We start from the raw sequence: 23,649 nt of genomic DNA, 5'->3' as shown, positions 1-23,649 counted from the left end.
ATGCACGTTACACAGCGGTCGGTGGTATTGCATCCAGCGGTTCAGACCCCTTCGAATCTGACGTACTGTTAGGTGTGAACGGACGCTGGCATTTCCTTCCGAACATCACACTAAATGCAGGCTATGAGTACGGAAAAATCACGACGTTTAACATAGGTGTGCGTTTTTCGTTCTGAGTACTTATAAAGCGTCGATGTTAGATAACCTATAGCCGAAATCTAAGTCTGTGCTAACGGAAAGGTAAAAGACACAGTTTAAGTCGGAAATTGTTTAAGTAGAGGCCGCTACAACGGCAAAGCAGTCTTTGATAATTGCCCAGTGAAATGTCAGCTCTTTGTCTGTTGTTGCCAGACAAGGCTATTCTTCAGCTACGTACGTTTTGCTGACGTTGAATTGGCAGAATAGCTTCGACAGCTATGAGCGAAAAGCAGCCGTTGGCTATACACCTTTCACTATGACTGCTTTTTTAAAATTTGCCGTCATTCATTTTCTTGAAATTTTGCTTACTCGCATGACTGCAATAAATATAAAAAGTTATAAGATTGGCTGCTGGTCATTGGCGCAAATACGTTAGATAGCGGTCGTATAACCTCAATCACTAACCTTGATTCATTTCGATATAACTGCAGATTTCATCTAGAGATACGGGTTTTTGAAATACTTTTTGGATAACCCTTTCTCCTTGAAGTCTTGCAGCCTCTTCAGACACATTACCCGTGACCAATATAGTGAAAATGTTTGGATTTCTTAGAATAGCCTTTTGTATGAACTCTGTTCCTTTCATATTCGGCATTTCGTCATCCGTTATAATGACATCAATATCGCCATTTGCCTCATCGAGCGCCTCAAGAGCAGCAGTGCCATCTGAATAACCTTCTACACTGTGTGTCCTCGCTCGAAGACTCTCGGTATATACTTCAAGTAATGCAGGCTCATCCTCAAGGATAAGAATTTTCATCTGGCGATCTGTATGACCAACCTCGGTTGATGAATTCGCTACACTTATTGATTTATCTATATTTGTTGGCAGATGAATTTCAAATTTAGTGCCTTCCCCAACTTTAGAGTCCACAATAATTTCTCCGTCCATTTCCTCCACAATTGCAAAAACAGTTGAGAGCCCTAGTCCTGTTCCGTTTTTTTGATGTTTCGTTGTGAAAAATGGGTCAAATATTTTTTGTAGGATTGATTCCTTAATTCCTTCACCATCATCCTCGATAGTGATAATTGCGTCTTTCAAAGAGGGGGAACTTGAGAGTTTGACTGATATTTTTCCAGAGTTTGGAGAAATGGCTTGAACAGCGTTGGATATGAGATTGAGCAATATTTGTGAAATGTCATTCTGATTAGATGTTACATTACCCACATCATCGAGTTCTACGGCTAACTTTATGGATGAGGGTATCAGAGATTCTACCAATTGAAGTGACGTTGATAAGGTTTCTTTCAGGTCTATTGAGGCCTTTTTAACCTCCGATTTACGCGCGAAAGATAGTATCTTACGTGATAACTCAGCCCCTCGTTGAGAGGCCTCTTTTATGGTTTCTAGACGTTTAGCTACCTTTTCATTTTGATTAAAATGAGCAGCCAATTCCGCGTTGGATAATATAATACTTAGGATGTTATTAAAGTCATGCGCTACGCCACCAGAGAGAGTGCCTAGCGAATTCATTTTTTGTTCCTGTATCCTTTTGAGTTCTTTTTCTTTTTGTTCCGTCAGGTTCCGAACCAGGCCCCATAAGGAAATCGAATCATCTTTCTCATTTCGCGACCAAAAAACATCTACCTCAACGGGCACATGATGTCCGTTTCGATGAATATATTCCTTTTCAATCGTCAGTGTATTTGAACCTTGACCTTCTTCTTTGGATTTTTTCAATAATTGAGCGATATGCCCTTTTTCAATCGAAATATCATCCACTGTCATGCCAATTAGCTCATTCAAAGTGTAACCAAGCATTTGACTAAATGCCTCATTACAATCGGTGATGGAACCGTTGACAGGGTCAACTTCGACTATGCCGTCCTGAGAAAAGCGGTAGATAGAATTAAAATATTCAGCGAGCTTGCGACTTTTTTCTTGCTCTTTTTGTAAACGCGCTTCACTTTGCCTTTTAGATTCTTTTTCCCTGTAAGAGATAATTAACTGAGTACAAGTATCTAGCACCGGTTTAAGAGAGTCGACTAGATTTTCAGTATAATCATCTGGCCTGTTGGCAAATCCAATCATTCCAATCAATTCACCGGACTTTTTAAATGGAATACCTAAGAATCGGTTAAGTGGAGGATGGCCCGGCGGTATACCTCCTGATAGAGAATGATTGGGTGCGTCGTTAGCGATTAATAACTCGCCGGATTTAATGACATAACCGAATAGAGTGTCTAAGTTCGTAAATTCAAGTCCATTTGGTGCATTCTTTTTATACCAGTGAGAGGTCTCATCATTCCATGAAATATCAGTAATGGCGTGCGTCTTTAAAAATGGCGAGCCATTTTCCCCTGTGAGTACTTCACCGATAAAACCATACTCACTTTGAGTTAACTGCAATAATTCCCCTAAAAAACGTGAAAAGATTCGATATCCTTCATCACCTTTAATGTACGCTTTTTGTAAATTAGATATCGCCTCAAGCATCTTCTTTTCTGCGTGAATCACTTGAGTATATTCATCAAGCAACAGTTTTTGCTTTCTACTCTCAATTAGCCTCATCACTTGCGTAGCGAGCAATCTTAGAAGTTTCTTTTGCGAATGTGTTAAACGTCTTGGTTTAGAGTCGATGATGCACAGTGTACCAAGCGGTAACCCTTCTTCAGTAATCAGTTGAGCGCCCGCATAAAATTTGATGTTAGGGTCGTTTGTAACTAGGGGGTTATCGGAAAATCGAGGGTCTTTCGATGCATCCTGGACTTCAAATACATCTCCTTCCAATATGGCGTGCCCACAAAAAGAAATGTCCCTTCCGGTTTCTTTCGCTTCGAGTCCTTTCGCGGCTTTAAACCATTGTCTTGAACTGTCTACAAGGGATATCAGTGAAATTGGGACACCAAACTCTTCTTGAACAAATTCCACCACTTCATCGAATTTTTCTTCTGGAGCAGTATCGAGAATGGAATATCGATAAAGTTGCTTTAACCTCTCTTCTTCCAGAGGATGCTCAATCGGATATTTCATGTTTCTGAATATTCCTTAATTAGAGATTCTTTACAGACTAATTCTAATTCATTAGCAAGTATAGACATAAAAAAATATAGGAACTTGAAAAAATAGATGTGCTTCTTATGGCTGCGATCCAGGGTCTAATTGGCAGTCAAATTATCTGATTCAATTGGTAATTATTGAAGAGTTATTTCAGAGAGGTTAATAAATTAGCGAACGGCTCTTTTACGGTAACAGCAGACAGCCATTGAGAATTTATGATCGGCAACTATATGGTACGAACCTGAAGTCGCAAAACACAACTCTGAACGTCGGCTGATTGTCTTTGGCCGACCTTAACTATGTAATGAGTTTCAACCAAATTATCCACAAAATGGCCTTGTAGCTATTTCATTGAACAGCTAAACAACCAATTTCGCTCTGTACTAGAAGTTGCTCTTGGAGCAATCTATTCACGTACCCCGAATGCCTGCTGAGACATTTCAAACCGTGTTTACTGATACAGTAAATAGGCTTGGCGTCGATGCAAAAAATCTGTCAGACCGGCTTGCCACTGGTGTCGAATGTCCTTCTCTGACGCTCCGCTCATAATCGCGAGTCGTAGCTTGTCTGTCCCAGCTAATTTGTCGAAAAAAGTCGGCGAAGTGAAAAACTCAATCCCCTGTTGCTGGCTAAGTTGATAGCTCTCAAGTAATAGTGCTAATGAAAGTCCTGAAAGTTCACTGGCGCGCAAGTCGATCCCCAACAAAGCGGTGTCTTGTAATTTAGGAGTAGGCGCACTGGTTGGCATACTGATCGGAGTAAAGGCAAAGTCACCCATATTGATCTGGTTGTGTCCTAACACTTGGAACGGAAAAGGTGTGCCACGACCAATACTCATGATGGTGGGTTCGAATAAACACAAACTTGGGTATAAGCGAATCGCTTGATCGTTGGGTAGATTAGGACTCGGCGCAATCGGCAAAGAGTAAGGGGTTTCTCTGGTGTAATCAGCAACGGGGACAACTTTGACTGTAGGTTGCTGTGAAACGGAAAGCCATTGCTCGCCAATCATCATTTGGGCTAATTCAGCTACGGTCATCCCATGTAATATGGGGATCGGATGCATGCCAACAAAAGAAGTAAATTCTGGCTCTAATATGGGCCCATCAACATATTGGATATTGGGGTTGGGGCGGTCTAATACGATAACCTTAATATGATGAGCGGCAGCGGCTTCTAAGACGTAATGTAAGGTGCTGATGTAGGTATAAAAGCGCACGCCAACATCTTGAATATCGAACAACAACACATCCACATTGCTGAGCATGTCATCTGTTGGTTTGCGCGTCTTGCCATATAAAGAAAAAATGGGGATGCCAGTCGCGTCGTCTTTGTCATCATTAACTTTCTCGCCAGCGCCTTTGTCGCCTCGAAAGCCGTGCTCAGGCGAGTATATAGCCGTTACCGAAACGTTCTGTGATATCAAATAGTCGACCAAATGCTGACCAAACGCACGCGAGGATTGATTGACGACTAAGCCAACACGCTTGTCTTTGAGATCGCTAAGATAGTGTTGCGGTTGTTCAGCACCTACGGTAATGGCATGCACTGGCGTGGCAAAACTAACGACAACCAATATGCATAATCCGAGGGCGATTTTAATCCGATTAACCATTGTGTACCTCGACGGCTTGTCGCAGAAAGCCCTTATTGTCATTCAGCAAATCAGTCGCTGTTGCGGCATCAGTGTTCGTTAAGATCATGAGTATCGCTAGTTTGGCATTGTTATTGGACGATTCCAGCGCTGCTTCAGCAGTATCAGCTTCGCATTGAGTGGCCTGCATGACAATACGAATGGCTCTGGCGCGTAGTTTCTCATTTGATGCGTTCACATCGACCATTAAGTTTTGATAGCTCTTACCCAATCGGATCATGCTGGCGGTGCTCAACATATTCAGTATTAATTTCTGTGCGGTACCTGATTTCATGCGGGTAGAACCGGTTAAGCATTCTGGCCCTACCACAGCACAAATGCCTATGTTTGCAGCTTCCAGCAAGGCAGAGCCGGGGTTACAGGTGATAGAGACCGTCGCGGCATCAACTGTTTTAGCATAATCCAGAGCGCCTAGAACATACGGCGTTCTGCCACTGGCGGCAATGCCCACAACCGTATCGTTTGCACTTACATTAAGATTTTGCAGATCAGCAATGCCACCTTGTCTATCGTCTTCAGCGCCTTCGACTGCATGCTGAATGGCGGTTTCGCCTCCCGCAATAATCCCTTGAACGAGCGTATCGGGCACGCTGAACGTGGGGCGACATTCGACGGCATCGAGTATGCCTAAGCGGCCACTGGTACCTGCCCCGATGTATAGCAAACGCCCACCTCGCTGAATGCGCTCGACTATGGTATCGACCGCCTTGGCAATTTCGGGGATACATTGGGCGACCGCAGCCGCGACTTTCTGATCCTCGTTATTGATCTTTTTAAGAATGTCTTCTGTGCCTAGCAGGTCAATGTCCATGGTGTCTGGGTTGCGTCCTTCAGACACGATTTGTTCGAGTTGATCCAATAATTGGGCCGTGGTTGACGAAGTATTGTTAGACATAAAATTAGCCTGCTTTAACAGTAGGGGGATTGGCGGTAGCGGGTGATGCTGGCTTGCCACATAAACACACCAATGTTGCTGCGACGGTGCCGAGCATTAATTGCCAGGTAAATGCGATAGATACCGGTGAGTCACTTGGGTACCAAATCGATAGCACGTATGGCTGGAGTGCTAGTGGAACCGCAAAGCCAACAACGAGCGCTAGCAAAACACTGAGCTTGGAGCCGCGATTGCTAAACAGTGCAGCAATATAGACCCCTAATAATCCGCTATAGGAAAATACCATAACGCTTAGTGCAAATTGTAACAGGGGCGTATCAGTATATTGTTGCCAGTAGAAACAAATACAGGCAACGCTCGCTAACAATATGGCAACGATCGCCATCATCCATTGACCATAGCGCACTTCTTGTTGTGCACTGAGCGCATGTTCACGCTTAGCAAAGTGAGGTTTCAACATATCATTGACGACAACAGACGCCATCGAATTCAATCCTGAATTCAGGGTTGAGAGAGCTGCGGCAATGATGCCAATAGTGACCCAGGCTTTTAATCCTGCGGGCAATTCGGTCAGCACGTAGTACATAAAGATGGTGACGGTTTCTCCAGCAAACGATGGCGCAGCATCTGCGTGATGGGCGAGTTGCATCACATCGGGTCGCTGGTAGTAGATGTATAGCAATAGGCCAATGGTGATGAATAACAGCATTACCGGGATCACCAACACGATAGACATCATCATAGCTGATGCCCCTTGCTTGGCGGTTTTACAGGTTAATACCCTCTGCGTCATGTCTTGGTCCAGACCAAAAGCGGCAATGTTTAACAATACAAAACCCGTTAGTACCGACCACATGGTAAAAGCACCGCCAGCAGAAAAATCCCAACGCCAGTCAAAAAGGGTAAGTTTCGATTGAGCACCATCTAGCGGTTGCTGTAGAGCACTGATCAGCGTACTCAAATCGGCGGGGATCGTACTGAGTAACCAGATGATAACGGCGATAGCAGCACTGACATAAACGACACATTGAATAACATCACTGTAAATAACACTGCGAACGCCACCGTATACAGTATATAACAGGCCACAAAGGGTGATGATCAGCGTTGCACTTACCACACTGGATGCTGCAATGTCGCCAAATAAGATCATTGAGACTGCAATTGCCGCCATGTAGAGGCGTGCCCCACTTGCTAACAATCGCCCAAACAGGTAAACACTGCCAGCTTGCTGTTTCGCTTGGCTGCCAAAACGGTCTTGTAATAATTCATACACAGTGAATACACGTGCCTGATAAAAACGCGGTATTAATACGAGGCTGACAATCAATGCGGCGATAAACGCGCCAATGTTGCTGGCCAGATAACTGAGATCGCCACGGTAGCCTTGATCCGGGCCTCCCAGAAAAGTGGCTGCGGATTGCGAAGTGGCTAGTACAGATATGGCAACAGCCCATACGGGCATAGCATTGCCACCGAGGAAATAATCACTCGCGCTGTTGGCTTTGCGACTAAACATATAACCGCTGATAGCAAGTAGAAGTAGGTAGGCTATAAATACTGCGATGTCGACACTAGAATATTGGTTAAGCATTGCGGTATGTTTACGCTTTGAATAAAGTATGTATAAATAAAGAATACTTTATTCTTAAAAATATGTACATACTGGAATAATATTCCTTTCTTATCGATAAATTGGACTAATTTCTTGGCACGAACCACTGTAGCAACCATTGACCTTAATGCACTAAGGCAGAACTTTCGTTTTATTCAACGCTTGAATCCTACGGGTAAAACCCTTGCTGTAATAAAGGCAAATGCCTATGGGCACGGCGCGTTAGCGGTATCTCGTGCGCTTGAGCAAGATGCTGATTGTTTAGCGGTCGCCTTTATGGATGAAGCGCGAGAATTGCGAGAGCAAGGCATTACAAAGGCAATTATTGCGTTAGAGGGGCCATACAGTAAAAGCGAGGCGCGCTGGGCTGCAGAAAATAATGTGACGTTGGTGGTGCATCGTTTGGCTCAACTAGATTGGATTGCCGCGTTGTCACAAAGGCCTCATTCGCTTTGGCTCAAGATCGACACGGGTATGCACCGATTAGGATTAATGCCGCAAGAGCTGGATACGGTATTTTCCCAGTACGCAGAATTACTCACCGGCGATGTCATCATATTCACCCATCTGGCTTGTGCCGATGAAGAGAATAATGCACATACACAAAAGCAATTAGACGCATTGCAGCAGATTTTAGCGCGCTATCACTATCCAGTGAGTGTGGCGAATTCAGCGGGTATCGTGCAATGGAGTAATGCCCATGGCGCGTGGAATAGGGCCGGTATAGCGCTGTATGGTGGGCGTTCAAGTCAGACTGAGCTCAATTTGCCACTTGAGCCTGTCATGACGCTATTCGCCCCCATCATTGCAATGAGAACTATTCAGCCCGGCGAAAGTGTGGGCTATGGCGCCACATGGACGGCAGATAGAGAAACAACAATAGCCACAGTGGCTATTGGTTATGCAGATGGCTATCCTCGTCACGCTCGAAATGGCACGCCTGCATGGTGTAAAGGCCAGCGAATATTGTTAGCGGGCAGAGTATCAATGGATATGTTGACCTTTGATGTGACGGATGCGCAAGGATTAGAAATCGGAGACATGGTTGAACTGTGGGGCAAAAATCAGAGTGTTGACGAAGTCGCACATTGTGCCGGTACTATAGACTATGAACTTATCACCCGTGTGTCAGACAGGGTTCCAAGAGCTTACGAGTAAGACAGAACAGGCTCTGCCACGTGACTCTGATCGCGCCCCTGAGTTTTCGCTTTGTACATAGCAGCATCCGCTCTTGCGATCCATTCATACGCCGTCTCATTGCGATTGAATTCTGCAACCCCACAAGACATCGTAACTTTCAACGCTTGTTCTGGCCATTGAGTCTCTCTGATGGCTTCTACGAGAGTATCAGCCAGCACGCCAGCTTCACGTTGTGCGGTATTTTCTACTACGACGACAAATTCTTCACCTCCTAGGCGATAGATGTTATCGCTCTGGCGAATACGATCACTGATAGTGGTAGTAAATTGCTTGAGTACTTCGTCACCTACAGCGTGACCAAATTGATCATTAATTTGTTTGAATAAGTCGATATCCATCATGATCAGCGAACAGGTTTGGTCTGGGTAGCGACGTAACCGTTCGATTGTGGCCAGTAACTTTTCTTCGAGAGCTCGGCGGTTGCCAATTTGTGTCAATGGATCGGATGTCGCAATTTGTTCCAAAAATTGCTGATGTCGGTGTGTTCTGCTGGCAAATGCATAACAAAACAGCAAAGTAGCACCTGCCGATACGGCAAATTTCAATACAAAGAATGCACTCGACATGGGCCAGATGATCAATATAACGCTGGCCAAAAATAAAACCGTGATAATCAACGCCACGCTGGGGGAGAGTAGAAAGAAAACGGTCGTGAGTGCGGGGTAAGCCCACACAATTTGGTCTGGGCCTTTGAGAGCGATCGTCATGATCATGACGAAAACGCTGAGCAGGGATAATCCCCAGCGAGCAAAATTAACCGTATGCGTAATGTAAACTTGGAAAAATATCGCGGCAGTGATGGATACCGCAACAGTATTTAAAACTGCAACCGAGAAGTCTTGCTGTAGAAAGCGAATAATCACGAAAGGCACCAAGCATAGCGATATGGCGCCGCTGATGGTCATGATTATTGATTCTTCAAGCGTTCTGACTTTGGTTTCCATACATCTATTCAATGCCAAATGTTGAGTGCAATACTACCGTTGCTCAATTAGTAAACACAAATGAAAATATTCATAAAAAACTAGCTTTGCGATATACGCCACGATTCGCATTAACCATTATCAAAGCCTCGTTAAAGCGTAGTCTATGGCGAGACAGGCTGTTTACATTTATCGATTTAACAGCCGCCTTATGCTCTGATTGAGCAAGTGTTGCATTTTTATTCCAGCATAGCCTACAAACTCATCGCCCGTACCTGATTGTGCGGTCTGGGCTGCTAGCGTGAATTCTCGTCCACCGTCAAATTCAGGCAAGCAAACATGGGCTAACACGACGGTTTCGCCTGCACCTCTAGTTTCACTCGGGCCCCAGCCAATTTTCTGGAAAATTCGCCACTGCCCGTTGGTTGCTTGATCGAGGACCTCTTTACTCGTCTTTTGATTGCTTGGGTCAATTGCTATCGCGATGGCATCTGCGAGCATGGTACTGATCCCAGCCATCATGCCGCCTCGACCATCGTCACCGTAAAACAAAATGCTAACGTCATTTTCTTTAAGGTACGGCTGTTGTGTGGCAGTGACGCGAGTATGGCTTGCCAGTCGCTTTAGCCACTCTGCTTGTGCCAACGCTGACATGGGTTTATTCCCTGTCTTGCCGCACTTGGAGCAAAGATAAGACTGGTAACCAGGGTCGTCCGATGCACGTTTAAACCCATTGAGCGGAACACTATAAGCACCATCAACCCAGCGTTTAGCGGTAGGCTTATACGCCTCTAGACCATAGGCACCGCGAAAACGGACGTTGGTATCGTCCATCCGTAACCACTGGTCGTGGAATAGAGCGGTAAGATAGTCTCTGCCAGCAATATTGGCGAAAAACGTTGCAATAGCGTTTGAATCGTCAGGCGCTTTGTGGGTTGGACGGTAACTGTGAATACTGGTAATCAAATCAGCTACGCTGACATCACCTATGTGGCTGGTGGCGCCAATACCAGATTGTCGGAGTGTCGCAATGGCACCCGCGTATGCGAAAATTTTAGAAGAGCTCCAGGGCTCGTATAGTTCGTTGTGTCTCGCATTAGCGAGATAACGATAAGCTAATTCCTGTTTGGAATTGAGCGCAAAATCAATGATCGCGATCCGGCCTAATTCATTGGCGCTGTCTAAATAATGCCAATCCGCTGCTACACGCTCGCTCCACTGGGCTTTTGAATAATCGATGGTGTTAGCTGAGCGGTAGTGTTGTTTATCTTTTCTTATGCCTATTTTGCATGATAATGAATGAACGGACAGATCGGCAGGGACATAAGGCGCGGCATTCATCACCTTATGATAAAACTTATCCGGATCACGCAATGATGTATCGGCGTGGCCTACGGCAGCTAACAGCACAAGCAAAGTACAAAAGATCTGTGCGAGTGTTGTAGTGATTTTTTGCATCAAACGGACTTACACACTTTTACATGCCGATTATGGTTAGGTTTAAGGTACTTCGACAAAACAATACATTCACGCGACATCAGCGAGAGTTCGCTGATGCCGCACCAGCGTTTCAGGAAGATATCGATGCAATGGTAGGTACTATCGACACGGTTTTAATTTTTGACTCACTGATCTCATTGCTCGCCATTGTTGACGGTACAAAACGATAGTCCATTGGTCCGGCTAGACTGTCTGCGGTCAGCGAAACATCATAGGTTTTGTCTTCTTGCCAACGAAAATAGAGTCTTTCACCTTGCTGTATAGTGAAGGTTGCAATGTAGAATGCTTCCTGATCCACTTCGAAAGGCGTATCCATTTTATACAAGGCGATTTCATGTAAGCCTGGCGTGAGGTTAACGATGGCTAAGGCGCCATTGGATAAGCGAGTGACTTCACTGCCGTTGATCTTAACGACTGGAACGGTATGAGCATTTCTCACTTGGATCGGACTGTACACAAACAGTGCTGTATCTGAAGTGTATTGCGCCACCGGTATAAATGGCCCTGAGCTTGAGCTACAGCCGAAAAGCGTGAGTAGGGAAATAACCGCAATAAAAGTTAATTTAATCTTGTGAAGCTTGAACATAAATATCCTTTTGAGTCGTTGTCCTGTTGCACTCTAAGATTAGTTTATTACTTTCAATTAGCAATATTTTTGCCATTTCGGTGGACCATAGCTTTTTTATGGCGCGTGCTGCAGTGCAGAATGACTTTGGCAACTGACGATAGCCGGCGCTTTGCGGATCAAGCTTTCGTCCTCAATCGCGTGAACCATAAATAAGGCAAAATCAATTCTTCGGGTAATATTGCTTTGTAGAGCGGGATCACCAACATGCTCTCGCCAAATGGGCAGACCCTGACTATCGCCTTCCTGCAAATCACTGCCTCGCACTACTGTCCATTGCCGTTGGCTAGCAAATATCCGATTGCACGCTTCCACTTGGTCATCAAGTTCTACCAGCCGTAGCCAGCGAGCAATCGGGCCAAAGACTTTTATTAGCGCTTTGAAGTGCCATGAGTACACATCTTTGCCGTCATAGGTGATATGCCAACCACAGGAAAAAATTAATCTGGCTTGAGGTTCTGCAAAGTCTAAAACCGCCTGTGCGGTGCCTGATGAATATTGATTAACACCCCACGGAACTAAAACGGTGAGCACGGCATCACAGCCTTTGACGGCTTGTCGAATGACGTCGCGATCATTGGTATTGCCGGGGACGATAGTAATGAGGTGCTTAAAGTGTTCCAACTTATCAACGCTTTGTGCCCGACAAACACCCACCACTTCATAACCATGCGCTAATGCGTGCTGGACCATGTATTGACCAAGCTTTCCTGAAGCGCCGATGATGCAAACCCGTTTAATCCTCATTCCCCATTCCATTTGACGTTGCAATTGAAACGTCATACTAGCACTCTGATTGTGAAATATTTGTGTGGTTGGTCGGTAAAAAAGGACTCAATAACGTGTTTTACTCCTTCGCATAAAACCTGATGTTACGTATGTGTAGATTTTTTTTGCGGGGGAATTAAAAAAGCCGCAGTTTGAAAACTACGGCTTTTTAAGATTGGTTGGGTAAGTTAAACGCGCTCGAAGATTGTCGCGATACCTTGGCCTAAACCGATACACATGGTGGCAAGTCCCAATGTTTTATCTTCAGATTCCATCAGGTTCAACAAGGTGGTTGAAATTCGCGCACCTGAACAGCCAAGTGGGTGACCTAATGCAATCGCACCGCCATTGAGGTTCACTTTTTCGTCGTACTTATCTAACCAGCCTAGTTGCTTCACACATGACAATGCCTGAGCAGCGAATGCTTCGTTAAACTCAGCAATTTCGATATCGTCCATGGTTAAGCCTGCTCGTTTCAGCGCTTTTTGTGTCGCTGGAACTGGGCCAAAGCCCATGATCGCGGCATCACAACCGGCTACACCCATCGCGCGGATCTTCGCGCGAGGCGTTAAGCCAAGTTCTTTCGCTTTATCGGCAGACATCAATAGCATGGCCGCGGCGCCGTCAGAAATCGCAGAAGAGGTTCCTGCTGTAACGGTACCATTCACTGGATCAAAAACTGGGCGTAAGCTTGCCATTGTTTCGATGGTGCTATCAGGGCGAATAACTTCGTCATGCTCGATAAGCTTCAATACACCGTTTTCATCGTGGCCTTCTATACCAACGATTTCGTTCGCCCAACGTCCTTCAAGGTGAGCTTTGTGCGCACGTTGGTGAGAACGTGCACCAAATGCGTCTTGCATCTCACGGGTAATGCCGTTTTGACGACCTAACAACTCAGCAGTCATACCCATGTTACCCGATGCCTTAGCTGTGTATTTGGCTAGGCCTGGGTGGAAGTCTAAGTTAAAGGTCATGGGTACGTGACCCATGTGCTCAACACCCCCGATCATGAAAATATCACCATTGCCGGTCATGATCCCTTTGGTGGCGTCGTGCAGGGCTTGCATTGACGAGCCGCACAATCTGTTCACGGTAACCGCACCAGTGCTACGCGGGATATCAGTTAATAACTGAGCATTACGCGCAATATTGAAGCCTTGTTCTTTGGTTTGCTGTACACAGCCCCAAATAATGTCTTCAATTTCCGCTGGGTTCACACCTGGGTTGCGCTCAAGCAATTTGGTCATCAAGTGTGCAGATAAGGTTTCTGCACGAACATTGCGAAACACACCGCCTTTAGAGCGACCCATAGGGGTACGAATACAATCAATAACTACTACGTCTTTCATAAGATTCTCCTTAGGCTGAGGTTATGCGAAATAAGATTTGCCGCTGCGAGCCATCTCGCGAACACCATCAGAGACCTGATAGATAGGGCCAAGATCTGCGTACTTGTCAGCTAGATCGACAAAGGCCTGTAATCCCATAGTCTCGATGTAACGGAAAATCCCGCCTCTAAATGGAGGGAAACCTAGCCCGTACAGAAGTGCCATGTCGGCTTCTGCTGCACTACCAACGATCCCTTCTTCAAGACAACGAATGGCCTCGTTAGCCATCGGGATCATGGTGCGTGCAATGATGTCTTCTGCACTGAACTCTTTCGTTTCAGCTACGTGTGGCTTGAGTAATTCATAGGCAGTAGCTGATGGCGTTTTCATTGGTTTACCGCGCTTATCGACGCCGTAGTCGTAGAAACCTTTACCATTCTTCTGACCCAAGCGGTCATTGGTGAACATGACAGTGATTGGGTCATTGTCAATCTTTTGCATGCGCTCTGGAATACCCGCTGACATTACGCCCGCTGCGTGATCAGATGTATCCATGCCCACTACGTCGAGCAAGTATGCTGGGCCCATTGGCCAGCCAAATTGCTTCTCCATTACCTTGTCTACCGCGGTGAAATCTGCACCGTCAAGGATCAAGCGACTAAAACCTGCAAAGTAAGGGAACAATACACGGTTAACTAAAAAGCCTGGGCAATCATTGACAACGATTGGCGTTTTGCCCATGCGTAATGTTGTGGCGACAACTGTTGCGATAGTGTCATCACTGGTATCTTCACCTCGGATGATTTCAACCAATGGCATTTTGTGCACAGGGTTGAAGAAGTGCATGCCACAGAAACGCTCAGGCTTTTTGAGGCTCTTCGCCAACTGATTGATAGAAATAGTAGAGGTGTTCGAACAGATGATCGCATCATCCGCCACCGCCGCTTCGGTTTCGCTCAGTACGATACCTTTGACTTTTGGATTCTCTACCACCGCTTCGACCACTAGATCAGCGTCTTTAATCGCACTGTATTCCAGTGTTGGGGTAATGTTAGCCAAGGTAGAAGCCATTTTAGCGCCATCGACTTTACCGCGCTGCATACCTTTAAGCAGAATGCTTGATGCTTCTTTCATGCCTAAATCTAAAGCCGCTTGGTTGATATCCTTCATGACGGTCGGAATACCTTTCACGGCACCTTGATAGGCTATGCCGCCACCCATGATGCCAGCGCCAAGTACCGCGTTTTGATTAACAGTTTTAGTTGCTTGTTTGGCTTGCTTTTTACCTTTGCTCTTAACCAATTGGTCAGCCATGAAAATGCCAATCTGTGCTTTTGCGGCATCAGTTTTGGCTAGTTTTACAAAGCCTTCATTTTCAAGTTTAAGTGCGCCATCTCTGTCGAGTGTTGAGGCGTTTTTCACTGTTTCGACCATAAGGTGTGGTGCAGGGTAGTGTCTACCTGCTTGCGCAGCAACCATTGCAGCAGCGGTTGAAAAGCTCATCATCGCTTCATTTTTATTCAACTGCAGTGGTGCTTTCTTCTGTTGGCGACGCGCTTCCCAGTTGATACGGCCAGCGGCTGCGTCTTGCGCCATTGAGATGGCTGCCTCGACCAATGCGTCAGGTGCTACGACCGCGTCAACAGCGCCTTCAGCTAGGGCTTTAGGCGCCTTTCTATCGCGCCCAGTGGTCATCCACTCTAATGCGTTATCTGAGCCAATAATGCGTGGCAATCTGACCGTTCCGCCAAAGCCTGGCATTAGACCAAGTTTTACTTCAGGTAAACCGATTTGAGCTGTCGTGTCAGCCACGCGTAAGTCACACGCCAATGCCATTTCACAGCCACCACCTAAGGCAAAGCCATTGACTGCACACACGGTTGGGATGGGTAAATCTTCGAAACGGTCAAACACTTGAGATGTTTTCGCAACCCAACTGAGTACCTCTTCATCAGGCTGAGCGAATAAGCCAGTGAATTCGGTAATATCCGCGCCTACAATAAAGGTAGGTTTTGCACTGCGAACGATAACGGCTTTTAAGCCTGATTGAGCTTTAATGGCTTGAGTGGCTTGATCCAGCTCCTCAACCGTTTGACGGTCGAACTTATTTACCGAGCCAGATGCATCGAAAACCAGTTCAGCAATGTCGCTTGCTGAATCGAGAGTTGCAACTGTTAAACAGCTACCTGAGTAAATCATATGTTGTATCTCCTAATAGCGGTGGAGCTAAGTATAGATGACTCACACCACATTATGCGTAGGGGTCGAGATTCTCGTTAAAATTAGCTCGAAACACAATGAAAAAATGAAACGAGCGTTTGAATGAGTAGAGATAGGTAGTAGGAATAATTTTTCAAGGTACAAATCGATCTTATTGCGATAAAGTGCACTGAAAAGCGTGTGAATACTTGATAGGCTATAGATATGCGGTGGCATTCTAATATTAAGTCGATACTGAAATTTATCGGTTGGCGCACACTTGAGCCGACGTCGTTATATCGACTATTTTCTATATCAATTTTACTCGGTTTGTCGCAAAGTTCGATTGCGGCGCAGCCAGTTTCCCCTTTTGTGTTAGCAGACAATGCGCTCGCCAATGTTAGCCGTGATCCCTACGTTAACCCGCAAACAGTATTGCATCGTCAGCAATTTGCCGAGTTGGTTAATATTATCCAAACCTCACGACGTATTGATGCAAATGATATTGCTCAGCGGTTAACGCAATTACAGGGCTATGCGTTGTATCCCTATGCATGGAAGTATTGGCTACTGGCCAGCTTATCGTATAAATCGGCGGACCAGATCCATGCATTTCTGGCCGAATATGATGGCCAGCCGGTTGCGCGAAACGTGCGCAAACGTTGGTTACAGTTGTTGCAAGATGAAAAAAGAAACAGCGTATTTGTTACTGACTATCGCCCTGGCATCAGTGCTGAGCTAGATTGTTATTTCTTACGCCAAACATTGCCTGCAGACGCTGATGAACGGACCTTGGATGGCAAGATAAGCCACTTGTGGATGGTGCCGTATTCTCAACCCAGCGCTTGTGATCCATTGTTTTCGCGCTGGAAAAAAGCAGGCTTGCAAACCTCGGAGCGTACGCTTAAGCGTATCAAATTAGCCACCAAAGAAGGCAACTACAAGCTTGCGCGTTTTCTCGCCAGAAGCCTCAAACCTCAACATAAGTTTTTAGCTGATTTGTGGCGCGACGCACAGCGCAATCCTTCGCGACTAACGGCATCTAAACGTTTTCCTATGCAGTTTTTACTGCAAGAAGCTGAAGTGTTTAGTTATGCCATGGAAAAGTTGGCTTGGTCGCGTCCTCACCAAGTTATTCAAGCCTATCGGACGTTGGCGGACACGCTGCAACTTAATGATCAACAGCGCGATAATATTGTCAATGCGATTGCATTGTCGCTAGCAGTCGATCAGCATCCAGATGCGCCTAGTTGGTTACAAAAAGCCCAAGATATAAATCCCAGTGAAGAGATTTTACGTTGGCAAGTGGCAACAACAGTAAGGCAACAACAATGGCAGGAAACGCTGGCATTAATCGAGCAAACGCCTGACATTTCACAACAGAACTTATCCTATGAATACTGGAAGGGGCGCAGTTGGCAACAGCTTTCGGTGGCTGATAAAGCTGAGACTAGCTTCAATCAAGCCGCTAAAGAGCGGCATTACTACGGTTTTCTCGCCAGCGCACAGCTTGGTACACAAGCGCAATTGAATCATAAAGAGCCGGCAGTAGATGATGCCTTACAGGGGATGCTGATACAGAATCTTAGTATTCAGCGTGCCTATGAACTTAAACTCAATGATCGCTTTTCCGAAGCCCGCCGAGAATGGCGCTTTGCACTCAATGAACAAGCCGATGAATTGAAGCTACAGGCAGCATTATTGGCCCATCACTGGGAGTGGTTTGATCAAGCGATATTGTTATTTAGCGAGCTTGACTATTTAGATGATGTATTACGCCGCTTTCCCGTGCCTACGCAGAGTCAATTTGAGCCTCTAGCCAATGAATATCAAGTGGATCAGGCCTGGGCACTTGCTATCACTCGGCGTGAGAGTTCATTTATGGTCGATGCCGTATCTCAGGTAGGCGCGCGTGGATTGATGCAGATCATGCCCACAACCGCGAATTACCTTGAGAAGAAATCAGTGCGTTACTCGACGCTATTGGAGCCAGAGCGCAACTTGTCTTTGGGAATGCAATATCTCAATTATTTGATGCAGAAGGTGAATAATAATCCTATTTTGGCAACCGCTTCTTACAATGCAGGGTGGCAACGCGTATTGAAGTGGTTACCCGAAGACGAGGCGATAGATGCTGATGTTTGGATTGAATCCATCCCGTTTAAAGAGACACGCAATTACGTTAAAGCCGTGTTAGCCTATAAACATATATATCAACTGCAACTGGGCCAAAAAACCGATGTATTTGAGCAGGTGCAAAACATGCAAATGCCGGCAAAAAAAGACAAGCGGTAGAAGGCTCACTGTAAACACTATTCACGAGTAAGGACTATATGCAAGCATTAGCTGATGATTATGGTAAACATATCGAAACTCTGCAGGCGCGAACGCGAGAGGCGTTAGAGCGCGAAGCACTTGATGGCTTAGTGATCCATTCCGGACAGAGTAAAGTGATGTTTTTGGATGACAACCATTACCCTTTTCATGTTAATCCTCAGTTCAAAGCCTGGTTACCGGTAATTGATAACCCGAATTGTTGGTTAGTCGTCGACGGTGTTAACAAGCCCAAGCTTATATTTTATCGTCCTGTCGATTTTTGGCATAAAGTGCCGCCAGAGCCTTCATCATACTGGACAGATTATTTTGATGTCGTCTTACTTAAACAGGCGAATGCAGTCGAAAAACACCTGCCTTACGATAAGGACAAATTTGCTTATGTAGGCGAGTGCATTGAAGTAGCTCAAGCGCTTGGTTTTAAAAACGTTAACCCCGATCGGGTCATGCATTATTTGCATTACCATCGGGCATACAAAACTGACTATGAGTTGTCTTGCATGCGCTTTGCAAACAAAACCGCGGTTGCAGCGCACCGGGCAGCAGAGCAGGCGTTTTTACAGGGCAAAAGTGAGTTCGATATCAATCTAGCCTACTTAAACGCTGCGCGCCAGGGCGAGAACCAAGTGCCGTATTCGAATATCGTAGCACTTAATGAAAACGCCTCAATTTTGCATTACATGGTGTTAGAGTCACAACCGCCACAGCAGCATCGCAGTTTTCTCATTGACGCAGGTGCCGGCTTTAATGGCTATGCAGCAGACATTACACGAACATATTGCAATCAGCCCCATGAGTTCAACGATTTGATCTCACGGGTGGATAACCTGACCAAACTATTGGCCACAGAATTGCAGCCGGGCGCAGATTATGCAGATATTCATCGCAAAGCACATGCGGGAATAGCAGAGATCTTAAGCGACGCTCATATCGTCAATTTAAGCGCTGAACAGATTCTGGAAAAAGGTATTAGCCGCACATTTTTCCCACATGGAATCGGTCACTTTTTGGGGCTTCAGGTACACGATGTGGGAGGTTTGATTGCCGATGAGCGTGGCACTCCAAAACCAGCACCAGATGATCATCCATTTTTACGCTGCACACGCACGATTGAAGCGCGACAGGTGTTTACTATTGAGCCTGGGCTGTATTTTATTGATAGCTTACTGAATGACTTGCGTGCAACGGAAAACAGTCAATATGTGAATTGGGACAGAGTTGCCGAGTTTAAGCCGTTTGGTGGCATTCGTATTGAAGACAATATTATCGTGCATCAAAATTCAATCGAGAACATGACGCGTGATTGTGGGTTAGTGTAAACGCCCACTAAAATTCATCACGGGTGCTAGGCTTGCGCCCGTGCTAGCCTATCATTTACATCATCCCAGTTTTCATTTTGAGGGGGCTGTTCAACCCAGATGTTGGCATACCCTTTATTATCTAAGGCATATAAGCTGCTATATAAATGGCGTGCATAGCTTGCTTTGTCAGACTCTATTTGCACGAATCCATGTACCGCTGCACTTTTTAATTGCTGGCCCACTTTATCGCTATACCATAAGCAGGCAGTGTCTTGTGGCCACTGTTTGAGCGCATTAATAATGGTTTGGGTGCTTTGTACTTGCAATCGGCCTTTCGGTTGATAGTGCTGTTTAATATTGCCTGGTACCTGCTGCTGATGGCTTCGATAACTTTCCACCGGTAAATTAATGGCATCACGCATTTGTTGTGCGGTAATAGGGCCAGCACGCAGTACTTTGATGGGGCTGTCAGGGTAATGGGCCACATCAACAATGGTTGACTCAAGCCCAACATGACAGGCACCACCGTCTACAACCGCATCTATTTTACCGTTCAATTCATTGAACACTTGTGTCGCAGTCGTTGGGCTTAACTGTTTATGCGGATTGGCCGATGGAGCCGCTACAACGAGATTACCTTCTGCCAAAATTGTGCGAAAAACGGGATGCGCTGGCATGCGAATGCCGATGGTGTCTAAGCCCCCAGTAACTACATTTCCTAAAGCGTAAGACTTCTTTAGGATCAAGGTCATTGGGCCCGGCCAAAACGCCTTTGCTAGTTCGATAGCAACGGGCGGAATATCAATACAGAGTTCAGTTAACTGTTCGAGGGTATGAATATGCACGATCAAAGGGTGATTGCTTGGTCTACCTTTGGCCGTAAATATCTTTTTTACCGCAGCGTCGTCAGTTGCGTTCGCTGCTAATCCGTAAACGGTTTCAGTAGGAACCGCTACGGTGCCACCTTGTTGCAATAGCTGCGCAGCGGCTGTGATACCTTCATGATCGTTGTGCAGAAAAACAGTGTTGAGCTTTGACATAGCTAGGGATTACACACATTACAATTAACAGGTTGAGTATATTCAGCAGCAACGGGCTCTTGATTGCTATAGTTGCATTGTGAGCAAGTGGCTGAAAACGCTTTAGTTTGCGCCGTGGGTTGTAGGCATTGACTACAGGGCAATCCACTGACAGGGGTGTCATAAACAAACCCTCGGTGATTGCATTGCGGGCACTTAGACGTCAGACGTTTGGCTAAGTCTTGAGCTGCCGCTGCAAGTGTTTCCTGTCGCTGCGGACAATGCATGGCGCGTAAATCAAATTGCAATTCTAGCAAAGTGGCATTCGCATGTGTACTTAACTGTTGTAGTGCGGTGATAATTTGAGTGTGGGTATAGAGCCCTTTTTCAGCAGCAATTACACGTTTATTCGCGTCACCCGCAGCCACTATACAGGCTTGCTTAGGTGGCAATTCTTCTAGAAAAGCTACAACATCTTGTTGCCACTGTGATGGTAAAGGAAGCTTCCACGTGATCTGATCAACGAACACAGGCTGCTTGGCGCGACCAATTGCAAGAGGGTTGTCATCACTATCGACACACACCAGGATCTCTTCATTGAAGGTTGCAAAGCCAAACGCATCAGATTGAAAGCTGCCCTCACTGCCAATGCCAATATCGCATTGGGCTCCTTGACGAGCGGCAATGGCTTTGGCGGTTGCGCAAGCAACGGGGGATTGTTGACGTTCCACTTCGCCACTGAAGGTGCCTAACGTATCGGTGTCTAGTTCAGTGTAGGTTGTCACTGACCAATTCAGAGTATCGCGCAGCGCTGGCTGAATATAACGCGTCTTATCATGCAAGGTTGCGATGGCTGCAGCCAATCCTCGTAGTGGTTCAGGCGAGTCTGCCTGCTTAGTCATTATTGTTCCAATGCCTATTGTTTCAATGTTTATTGTTCTAATTCAGACAGCAATGCTTCGAACTGCTTACTTAATTTGTGTGCAGGCGCAAAGAAGGCTAATGGTTTACGTTGCGAGTGTGATTCACGGACTTTAACCGATGAATTTAGCTTCGCTTCTAAAACGGGTAGTCCTTGCTCGGATAAAGACGCAACCAATTGCTTGGGCAAATTCGCTTGTGGGTTAAATTGATTGATTATGACCCCCTCAAACGCAAGGTCTGGGTTATGGTCGCTTTTCAGCTCCATTACATTATCCAATAGTCGTTGAATAGCTTGTGACGAAAAATCGTCACAATCAAACGGGACTAAAAATGAATCTGCTGCAATAAGCGCGGCTTTTGAGTAAAAGTTAAAGTTCGGTGGCGTATCAATGTATATGCGATCGTATTGCCCTTCGAGCTCTTTGATGGTGTCACGCAGTTTAAACATTTTATAGCGTGACTCGAGTTCGCGCTCAATGTTGGCAAGACTCTTGTCCGAAGGCATAACATAAAGGTTTTCAAATGCCGTTGACTGGACAAAGTCTTCACCCGTCAATGCGGTACTGAACCAGCCGACGGTCTGCTTGAACATATCCGCAACAGTATGAGTGTCGTCGGTAACATCCACACCGGCATAATGGGTTGCGTTGCCTTGCGCATCAAGATCGATTAGCAATGTTTTTAAACCCCGCTTGGCACTAGCGGCAGCAAGGTTAGTGCTGATCGTTGATTTTCCAACACCACCTTTTTGGTTAAATACGACTCGCTTGTTCATTGGCTGTGTACACTGGTGAACTGGTAGGATCAGCATAAAATAATCTCTGCGCTTTGGGAATGCTTAGCCCCCGTCAATTTGCATAAATCTGTATTTCTGTGGGCTATTCGCATCGAAATGAGGAGAGGTCGCGGTGAATAACCGGTTATTTTCGGGGAACTACTTTGGCTGAAAGGCATCTTAATAACTATAGTTAACATACTGTTAACATTCGCGAGGTGTCTATGCGAGTTGTCAAATCAGTTGCACTAGCAGCTTTATTCGTAGGGCTTACCGGGTGTGTATCAACACCGCCAGAGCCACTTGAGAGCGCGAATGTGCTTTTGAACGATAAGGCTTTTCCGGGTTATCACTTGTTTGATGTTGAAACTGAGGAAGAGGTGTTCACCCTACCGCCTGAGGCACGAGCATTCGTCGAGCGAGTGACCTGGCCGCATGATCATCCATCTAAAAAAATCAAAGCCCTCGTCAGCAGTGTTTTTGATCGCTCAGACTTCAATTTGTTGTACAGCAATGATGCGAATACTACGGCGGCACAAACCTTTAGGAATAAAGCTGCCAATTGTTTATCAATGTCGATTATGACCTATGCGCTGGCCAGATATGCAGGCTTTGATGCACGCTTTCAAGATATTCAGATCCCTGAGTACTGGACACGGCGAGACGGATTCAGTCTGCTGAATGGGCATGTGAATGTATTAGTCAGGCCCAGACACGATCAAAACGTTATTCAGTTGTTGAGCAACGACATGGTCATTGACTTTGACCCGCAAGATAGTCGTAAACATTTTCCGGTGGTAGAAATCAGTAAGCGACAAGCACTTGCGATGTTTTACAATAACAAAGGTGCGGATGCATTAATTTCAGATTCCTATTCACAAGCCTATGCGTATTTTAGGGCGGCGGTTGAACAAGATCCTGACTTTGATGCAGTTTGGGTGAATTTAGGTATTTTATATCGTCGAACGGGTTCTCCCGATTTGGCGCAAAAGGTGTATGAGCGCGCGATTCAGGCGGACGATGACAACTTAACTGCTTGGGAAAACTTAGCCTTTTTACATCAACAAAATGGCAATATTGCATTAGCCGATGAAATATTTACCCGGGTTGAGCGTCGACGTCAGGATAATCCGTTTTATCATTTCATCTTGGGGGAGCAAGCTTTTGATGATGGTGATCTTGAAGGTGCGTTACTGCATTATGTTAAGGCCCACCGTTTGGATGCAGAAAAACACGAGATCTTGTTTGGCTTGAGCAAAACTTACTATGAATTGGGTGACATTAGTCGCGCTGAAAAATACCTCGCTATGGCTAAACGCAGAGCCCCTAATCCGGTTGAAGAGGCACGTTATGAAGGGAAGCTGTCTAAGTTGCAGCGATTATAATT

17 protein-coding genes are annotated in these 23,649 nt (G+C 45.7%); 4 read left to right on the top strand and 13 right to left on the bottom strand.

Translation table 11 applies throughout. From position 1 onward, the window contains the following. Positions 1–598: 598 nt before the first annotated feature. From CSH93_RS16640 to CSH93_RS16625, 4 genes are all read right to left on the bottom strand, one after another. Complete coding sequence (locus CSH93_RS16640) at positions 599–3,172, bottom strand: ATP-binding protein (protein WP_100644488.1); 2,574 nt, start codon at positions 3,170–3,172, stop codon at positions 599–601. Positions 3,173–3,650: 478 nt separating this feature from the next. Then, a complete protein-coding gene (locus CSH93_RS16635; protein WP_100644487.1) occupies positions 3,651–4,814 on the bottom strand; it encodes an exo-beta-N-acetylmuramidase NamZ family protein in 1,164 nt (387 codons plus the stop codon). After that, positions 4,807–5,748: an N-acetylmuramic acid 6-phosphate etherase gene (gene murQ, locus CSH93_RS16630; RefSeq protein WP_100644486.1), complete on the bottom strand. Its 942-nt coding sequence runs from the start codon at positions 5,746–5,748 to the stop codon at positions 4,807–4,809. The genes CSH93_RS16635 and murQ overlap by 8 nt, the downstream gene beginning before the upstream one ends. Positions 5,749–5,752: 4 nt before the next feature. Beyond that, on the bottom strand, positions 5,753–7,342 hold the full coding sequence (locus CSH93_RS16625) for a sodium:solute symporter (protein WP_100644485.1): 1,590 nt from the start codon (positions 7,340–7,342) through the stop codon (positions 5,753–5,755). Positions 7,343–7,456: 114 nt separating this feature from the next. Between CSH93_RS16625 and alr the strand changes: the two genes are divergently transcribed. Beyond that, the gene (gene alr, locus CSH93_RS16620; RefSeq protein ID WP_100644484.1) at positions 7,457–8,521 is read left to right on the top strand and encodes an alanine racemase; all 1,065 of its coding nucleotides are present in this window, start codon (positions 7,457–7,459) and stop codon (positions 8,519–8,521) included. Here the strand turns inward: alr and CSH93_RS16615 are convergent. From CSH93_RS16615 to fadB, 6 genes are all read right to left on the bottom strand, one after another. Beyond that, the gene (locus CSH93_RS16615; RefSeq protein ID WP_100644483.1) at positions 8,512–9,507 is read right to left on the bottom strand and encodes a GGDEF domain-containing protein; all 996 of its coding nucleotides are present in this window, start codon (positions 9,505–9,507) and stop codon (positions 8,512–8,514) included. The genes alr and CSH93_RS16615 overlap by 10 nt on opposite strands. Before the next feature lie 168 nt (positions 9,508–9,675). After that, positions 9,676–10,944, bottom strand: coding sequence for a hypothetical protein (locus tag CSH93_RS18170; protein WP_240615638.1), 1,269 nt, complete (start codon positions 10,942–10,944; stop codon positions 9,676–9,678). A 112-nt stretch (positions 10,945–11,056) separates the two neighbouring features. Then, the gene (locus CSH93_RS16605; RefSeq protein ID WP_100644482.1) at positions 11,057–11,572 is read right to left on the bottom strand and encodes a hypothetical protein; all 516 of its coding nucleotides are present in this window, start codon (positions 11,570–11,572) and stop codon (positions 11,057–11,059) included. Between the two features lie 96 nt (positions 11,573–11,668). Beyond that, the gene (locus CSH93_RS16600; RefSeq protein WP_240615637.1) at positions 11,669–12,394 is read right to left on the bottom strand and encodes an NAD(P)-dependent oxidoreductase; all 726 of its coding nucleotides are present in this window, start codon (positions 12,392–12,394) and stop codon (positions 11,669–11,671) included. Positions 12,395–12,567: 173 nt separating this feature from the next. Next, positions 12,568–13,731: an acetyl-CoA C-acyltransferase FadA gene (gene fadA / locus CSH93_RS16595; RefSeq protein ID WP_100644481.1), complete on the bottom strand. Its 1,164-nt coding sequence runs from the start codon at positions 13,729–13,731 to the stop codon at positions 12,568–12,570. A gap of 21 nt (positions 13,732–13,752) precedes the next feature. Further along, on the bottom strand, positions 13,753–15,909 hold the full coding sequence (gene fadB / locus CSH93_RS16590; RefSeq protein WP_100644480.1) for a fatty acid oxidation complex subunit alpha FadB: 2,157 nt from the start codon (positions 15,907–15,909) through the stop codon (positions 13,753–13,755). Between the two features lie 225 nt (positions 15,910–16,134). Between fadB and CSH93_RS16585 the strand changes: the two genes are divergently transcribed. After that, complete coding sequence (locus CSH93_RS16585; RefSeq protein WP_100644479.1) at positions 16,135–18,204, top strand: transglycosylase SLT domain-containing protein; 2,070 nt, start codon at positions 16,135–16,137, stop codon at positions 18,202–18,204. Between the two features lie 38 nt (positions 18,205–18,242). Further along, positions 18,243–19,562 carry a Xaa-Pro dipeptidase gene (gene pepQ, locus CSH93_RS16580; protein ID WP_100644478.1) on the top strand — a complete coding sequence of 440 codons (1,320 nt, stop codon included), beginning with the start codon at positions 18,243–18,245 and terminating at the stop codon, positions 19,560–19,562. A gap of 26 nt (positions 19,563–19,588) precedes the next feature. Here pepQ and CSH93_RS16575 read toward each other — a convergent pair whose 3' ends face one another. From CSH93_RS16575 to CSH93_RS16565, 3 genes are read right to left on the bottom strand one after another with little or no spacing between them, the layout of a single operon-like run. Then, positions 19,589–20,584: an L-threonylcarbamoyladenylate synthase gene (locus CSH93_RS16575; protein WP_100644477.1), complete on the bottom strand. Its 996-nt coding sequence runs from the start codon at positions 20,582–20,584 to the stop codon at positions 19,589–19,591. 2 nt (positions 20,585–20,586) lie between these two features. Then, positions 20,587–21,465 (bottom strand): DUF6671 family protein, encoded by an 879-nt coding sequence (locus CSH93_RS16570; protein ID WP_100644476.1) that lies wholly within the window; start codon positions 21,463–21,465, stop codon positions 20,587–20,589. 29 nt (positions 21,466–21,494) lie between these two features. Next, positions 21,495–22,262 (bottom strand): ParA family protein, encoded by a 768-nt coding sequence (locus tag CSH93_RS16565; protein WP_100644500.1) that lies wholly within the window; start codon positions 22,260–22,262, stop codon positions 21,495–21,497. 224 nt (positions 22,263–22,486) lie between these two features. Between CSH93_RS16565 and CSH93_RS16560 the strand changes: the two genes are divergently transcribed. Beyond that, complete coding sequence (locus CSH93_RS16560; protein ID WP_100644475.1) at positions 22,487–23,647, top strand: tetratricopeptide repeat protein; 1,161 nt, start codon at positions 22,487–22,489, stop codon at positions 23,645–23,647. The last annotated feature ends 2 nt before the right edge of the window (positions 23,648–23,649 follow it).

Origin of the sequence: Neoalteromonas facilis (assembly GCF_002807665.1) — a bacterium.
In the GTDB taxonomy this organism is placed as follows: Bacteria; Pseudomonadota; Gammaproteobacteria; order Enterobacterales; family Alteromonadaceae; genus Alteromonas_E; species Alteromonas_E facilis.
The sequence above is the reverse complement of the archived record's forward strand: the minus strand, read 5'-3'. Positions and strand labels throughout refer to the sequence as shown.

Excerpts from the sequence above, each read along its gene's own strand:
- CSH93_RS16625 (WP_100644485.1), bottom strand. The coding sequence starts at position 7,342 with ATGCTTAACCAATATTCTAGTGTCGACATCGCAGTATTTATAGCCTAC.
- CSH93_RS16605 (WP_100644482.1), bottom strand. The coding sequence starts at position 11,572 with ATGTTCAAGCTTCACAAGATTAAATTAACTTTTATTGCGGTTATTTCC.
- fadA (WP_100644481.1), bottom strand. The coding sequence starts at position 13,731 with ATGAAAGACGTAGTAGTTATTGATTGTATTCGTACCCCTATGGGTCGC.
- CSH93_RS16560 (WP_100644475.1), top strand. The coding sequence starts at position 22,487 with ATGCGAGTTGTCAAATCAGTTGCACTAGCAGCTTTATTCGTAGGGCTT.
- CSH93_RS16635 (WP_100644487.1), bottom strand. The coding sequence starts at position 4,814 with ATGGTTAATCGGATTAAAATCGCCCTCGGATTATGCATATTGGTTGTC.
- murQ (WP_100644486.1), bottom strand. The coding sequence starts at position 5,748 with ATGTCTAACAATACTTCGTCAACCACGGCCCAATTATTGGATCAACTC.
- pepQ (WP_100644478.1), top strand. The coding sequence starts at position 18,243 with ATGCAAGCATTAGCTGATGATTATGGTAAACATATCGAAACTCTGCAG.
- CSH93_RS18170 (WP_240615638.1), bottom strand. The coding sequence starts at position 10,944 with ATGCAAAAAATCACTACAACACTCGCACAGATCTTTTGTACTTTGCTT.
- CSH93_RS16600 (WP_240615637.1), bottom strand. The coding sequence starts at position 12,394 with ATGACGTTTCAATTGCAACGTCAAATGGAATGGGGAATGAGGATTAAA.
- fadB (WP_100644480.1), bottom strand. The coding sequence starts at position 15,909 with ATGATTTACTCAGGTAGCTGTTTAACAGTTGCAACTCTCGATTCAGCA.
- CSH93_RS16575 (WP_100644477.1), bottom strand. The coding sequence starts at position 20,584 with ATGTCAAAGCTCAACACTGTTTTTCTGCACAACGATCATGAAGGTATC.
- CSH93_RS16585 (WP_100644479.1), top strand. The coding sequence starts at position 16,135 with ATGCGGTGGCATTCTAATATTAAGTCGATACTGAAATTTATCGGTTGG.
- CSH93_RS16565 (WP_100644500.1), bottom strand. The coding sequence starts at position 22,262 with ATGAACAAGCGAGTCGTATTTAACCAAAAAGGTGGTGTTGGAAAATCA.
- CSH93_RS16570 (WP_100644476.1), bottom strand. The coding sequence starts at position 21,465 with ATGACTAAGCAGGCAGACTCGCCTGAACCACTACGAGGATTGGCTGCA.
- CSH93_RS16640 (WP_100644488.1), bottom strand. The coding sequence starts at position 3,172 with ATGAAATATCCGATTGAGCATCCTCTGGAAGAAGAGAGGTTAAAGCAA.
- CSH93_RS16615 (WP_100644483.1), bottom strand. The coding sequence starts at position 9,507 with ATGGAAACCAAAGTCAGAACGCTTGAAGAATCAATAATCATGACCATC.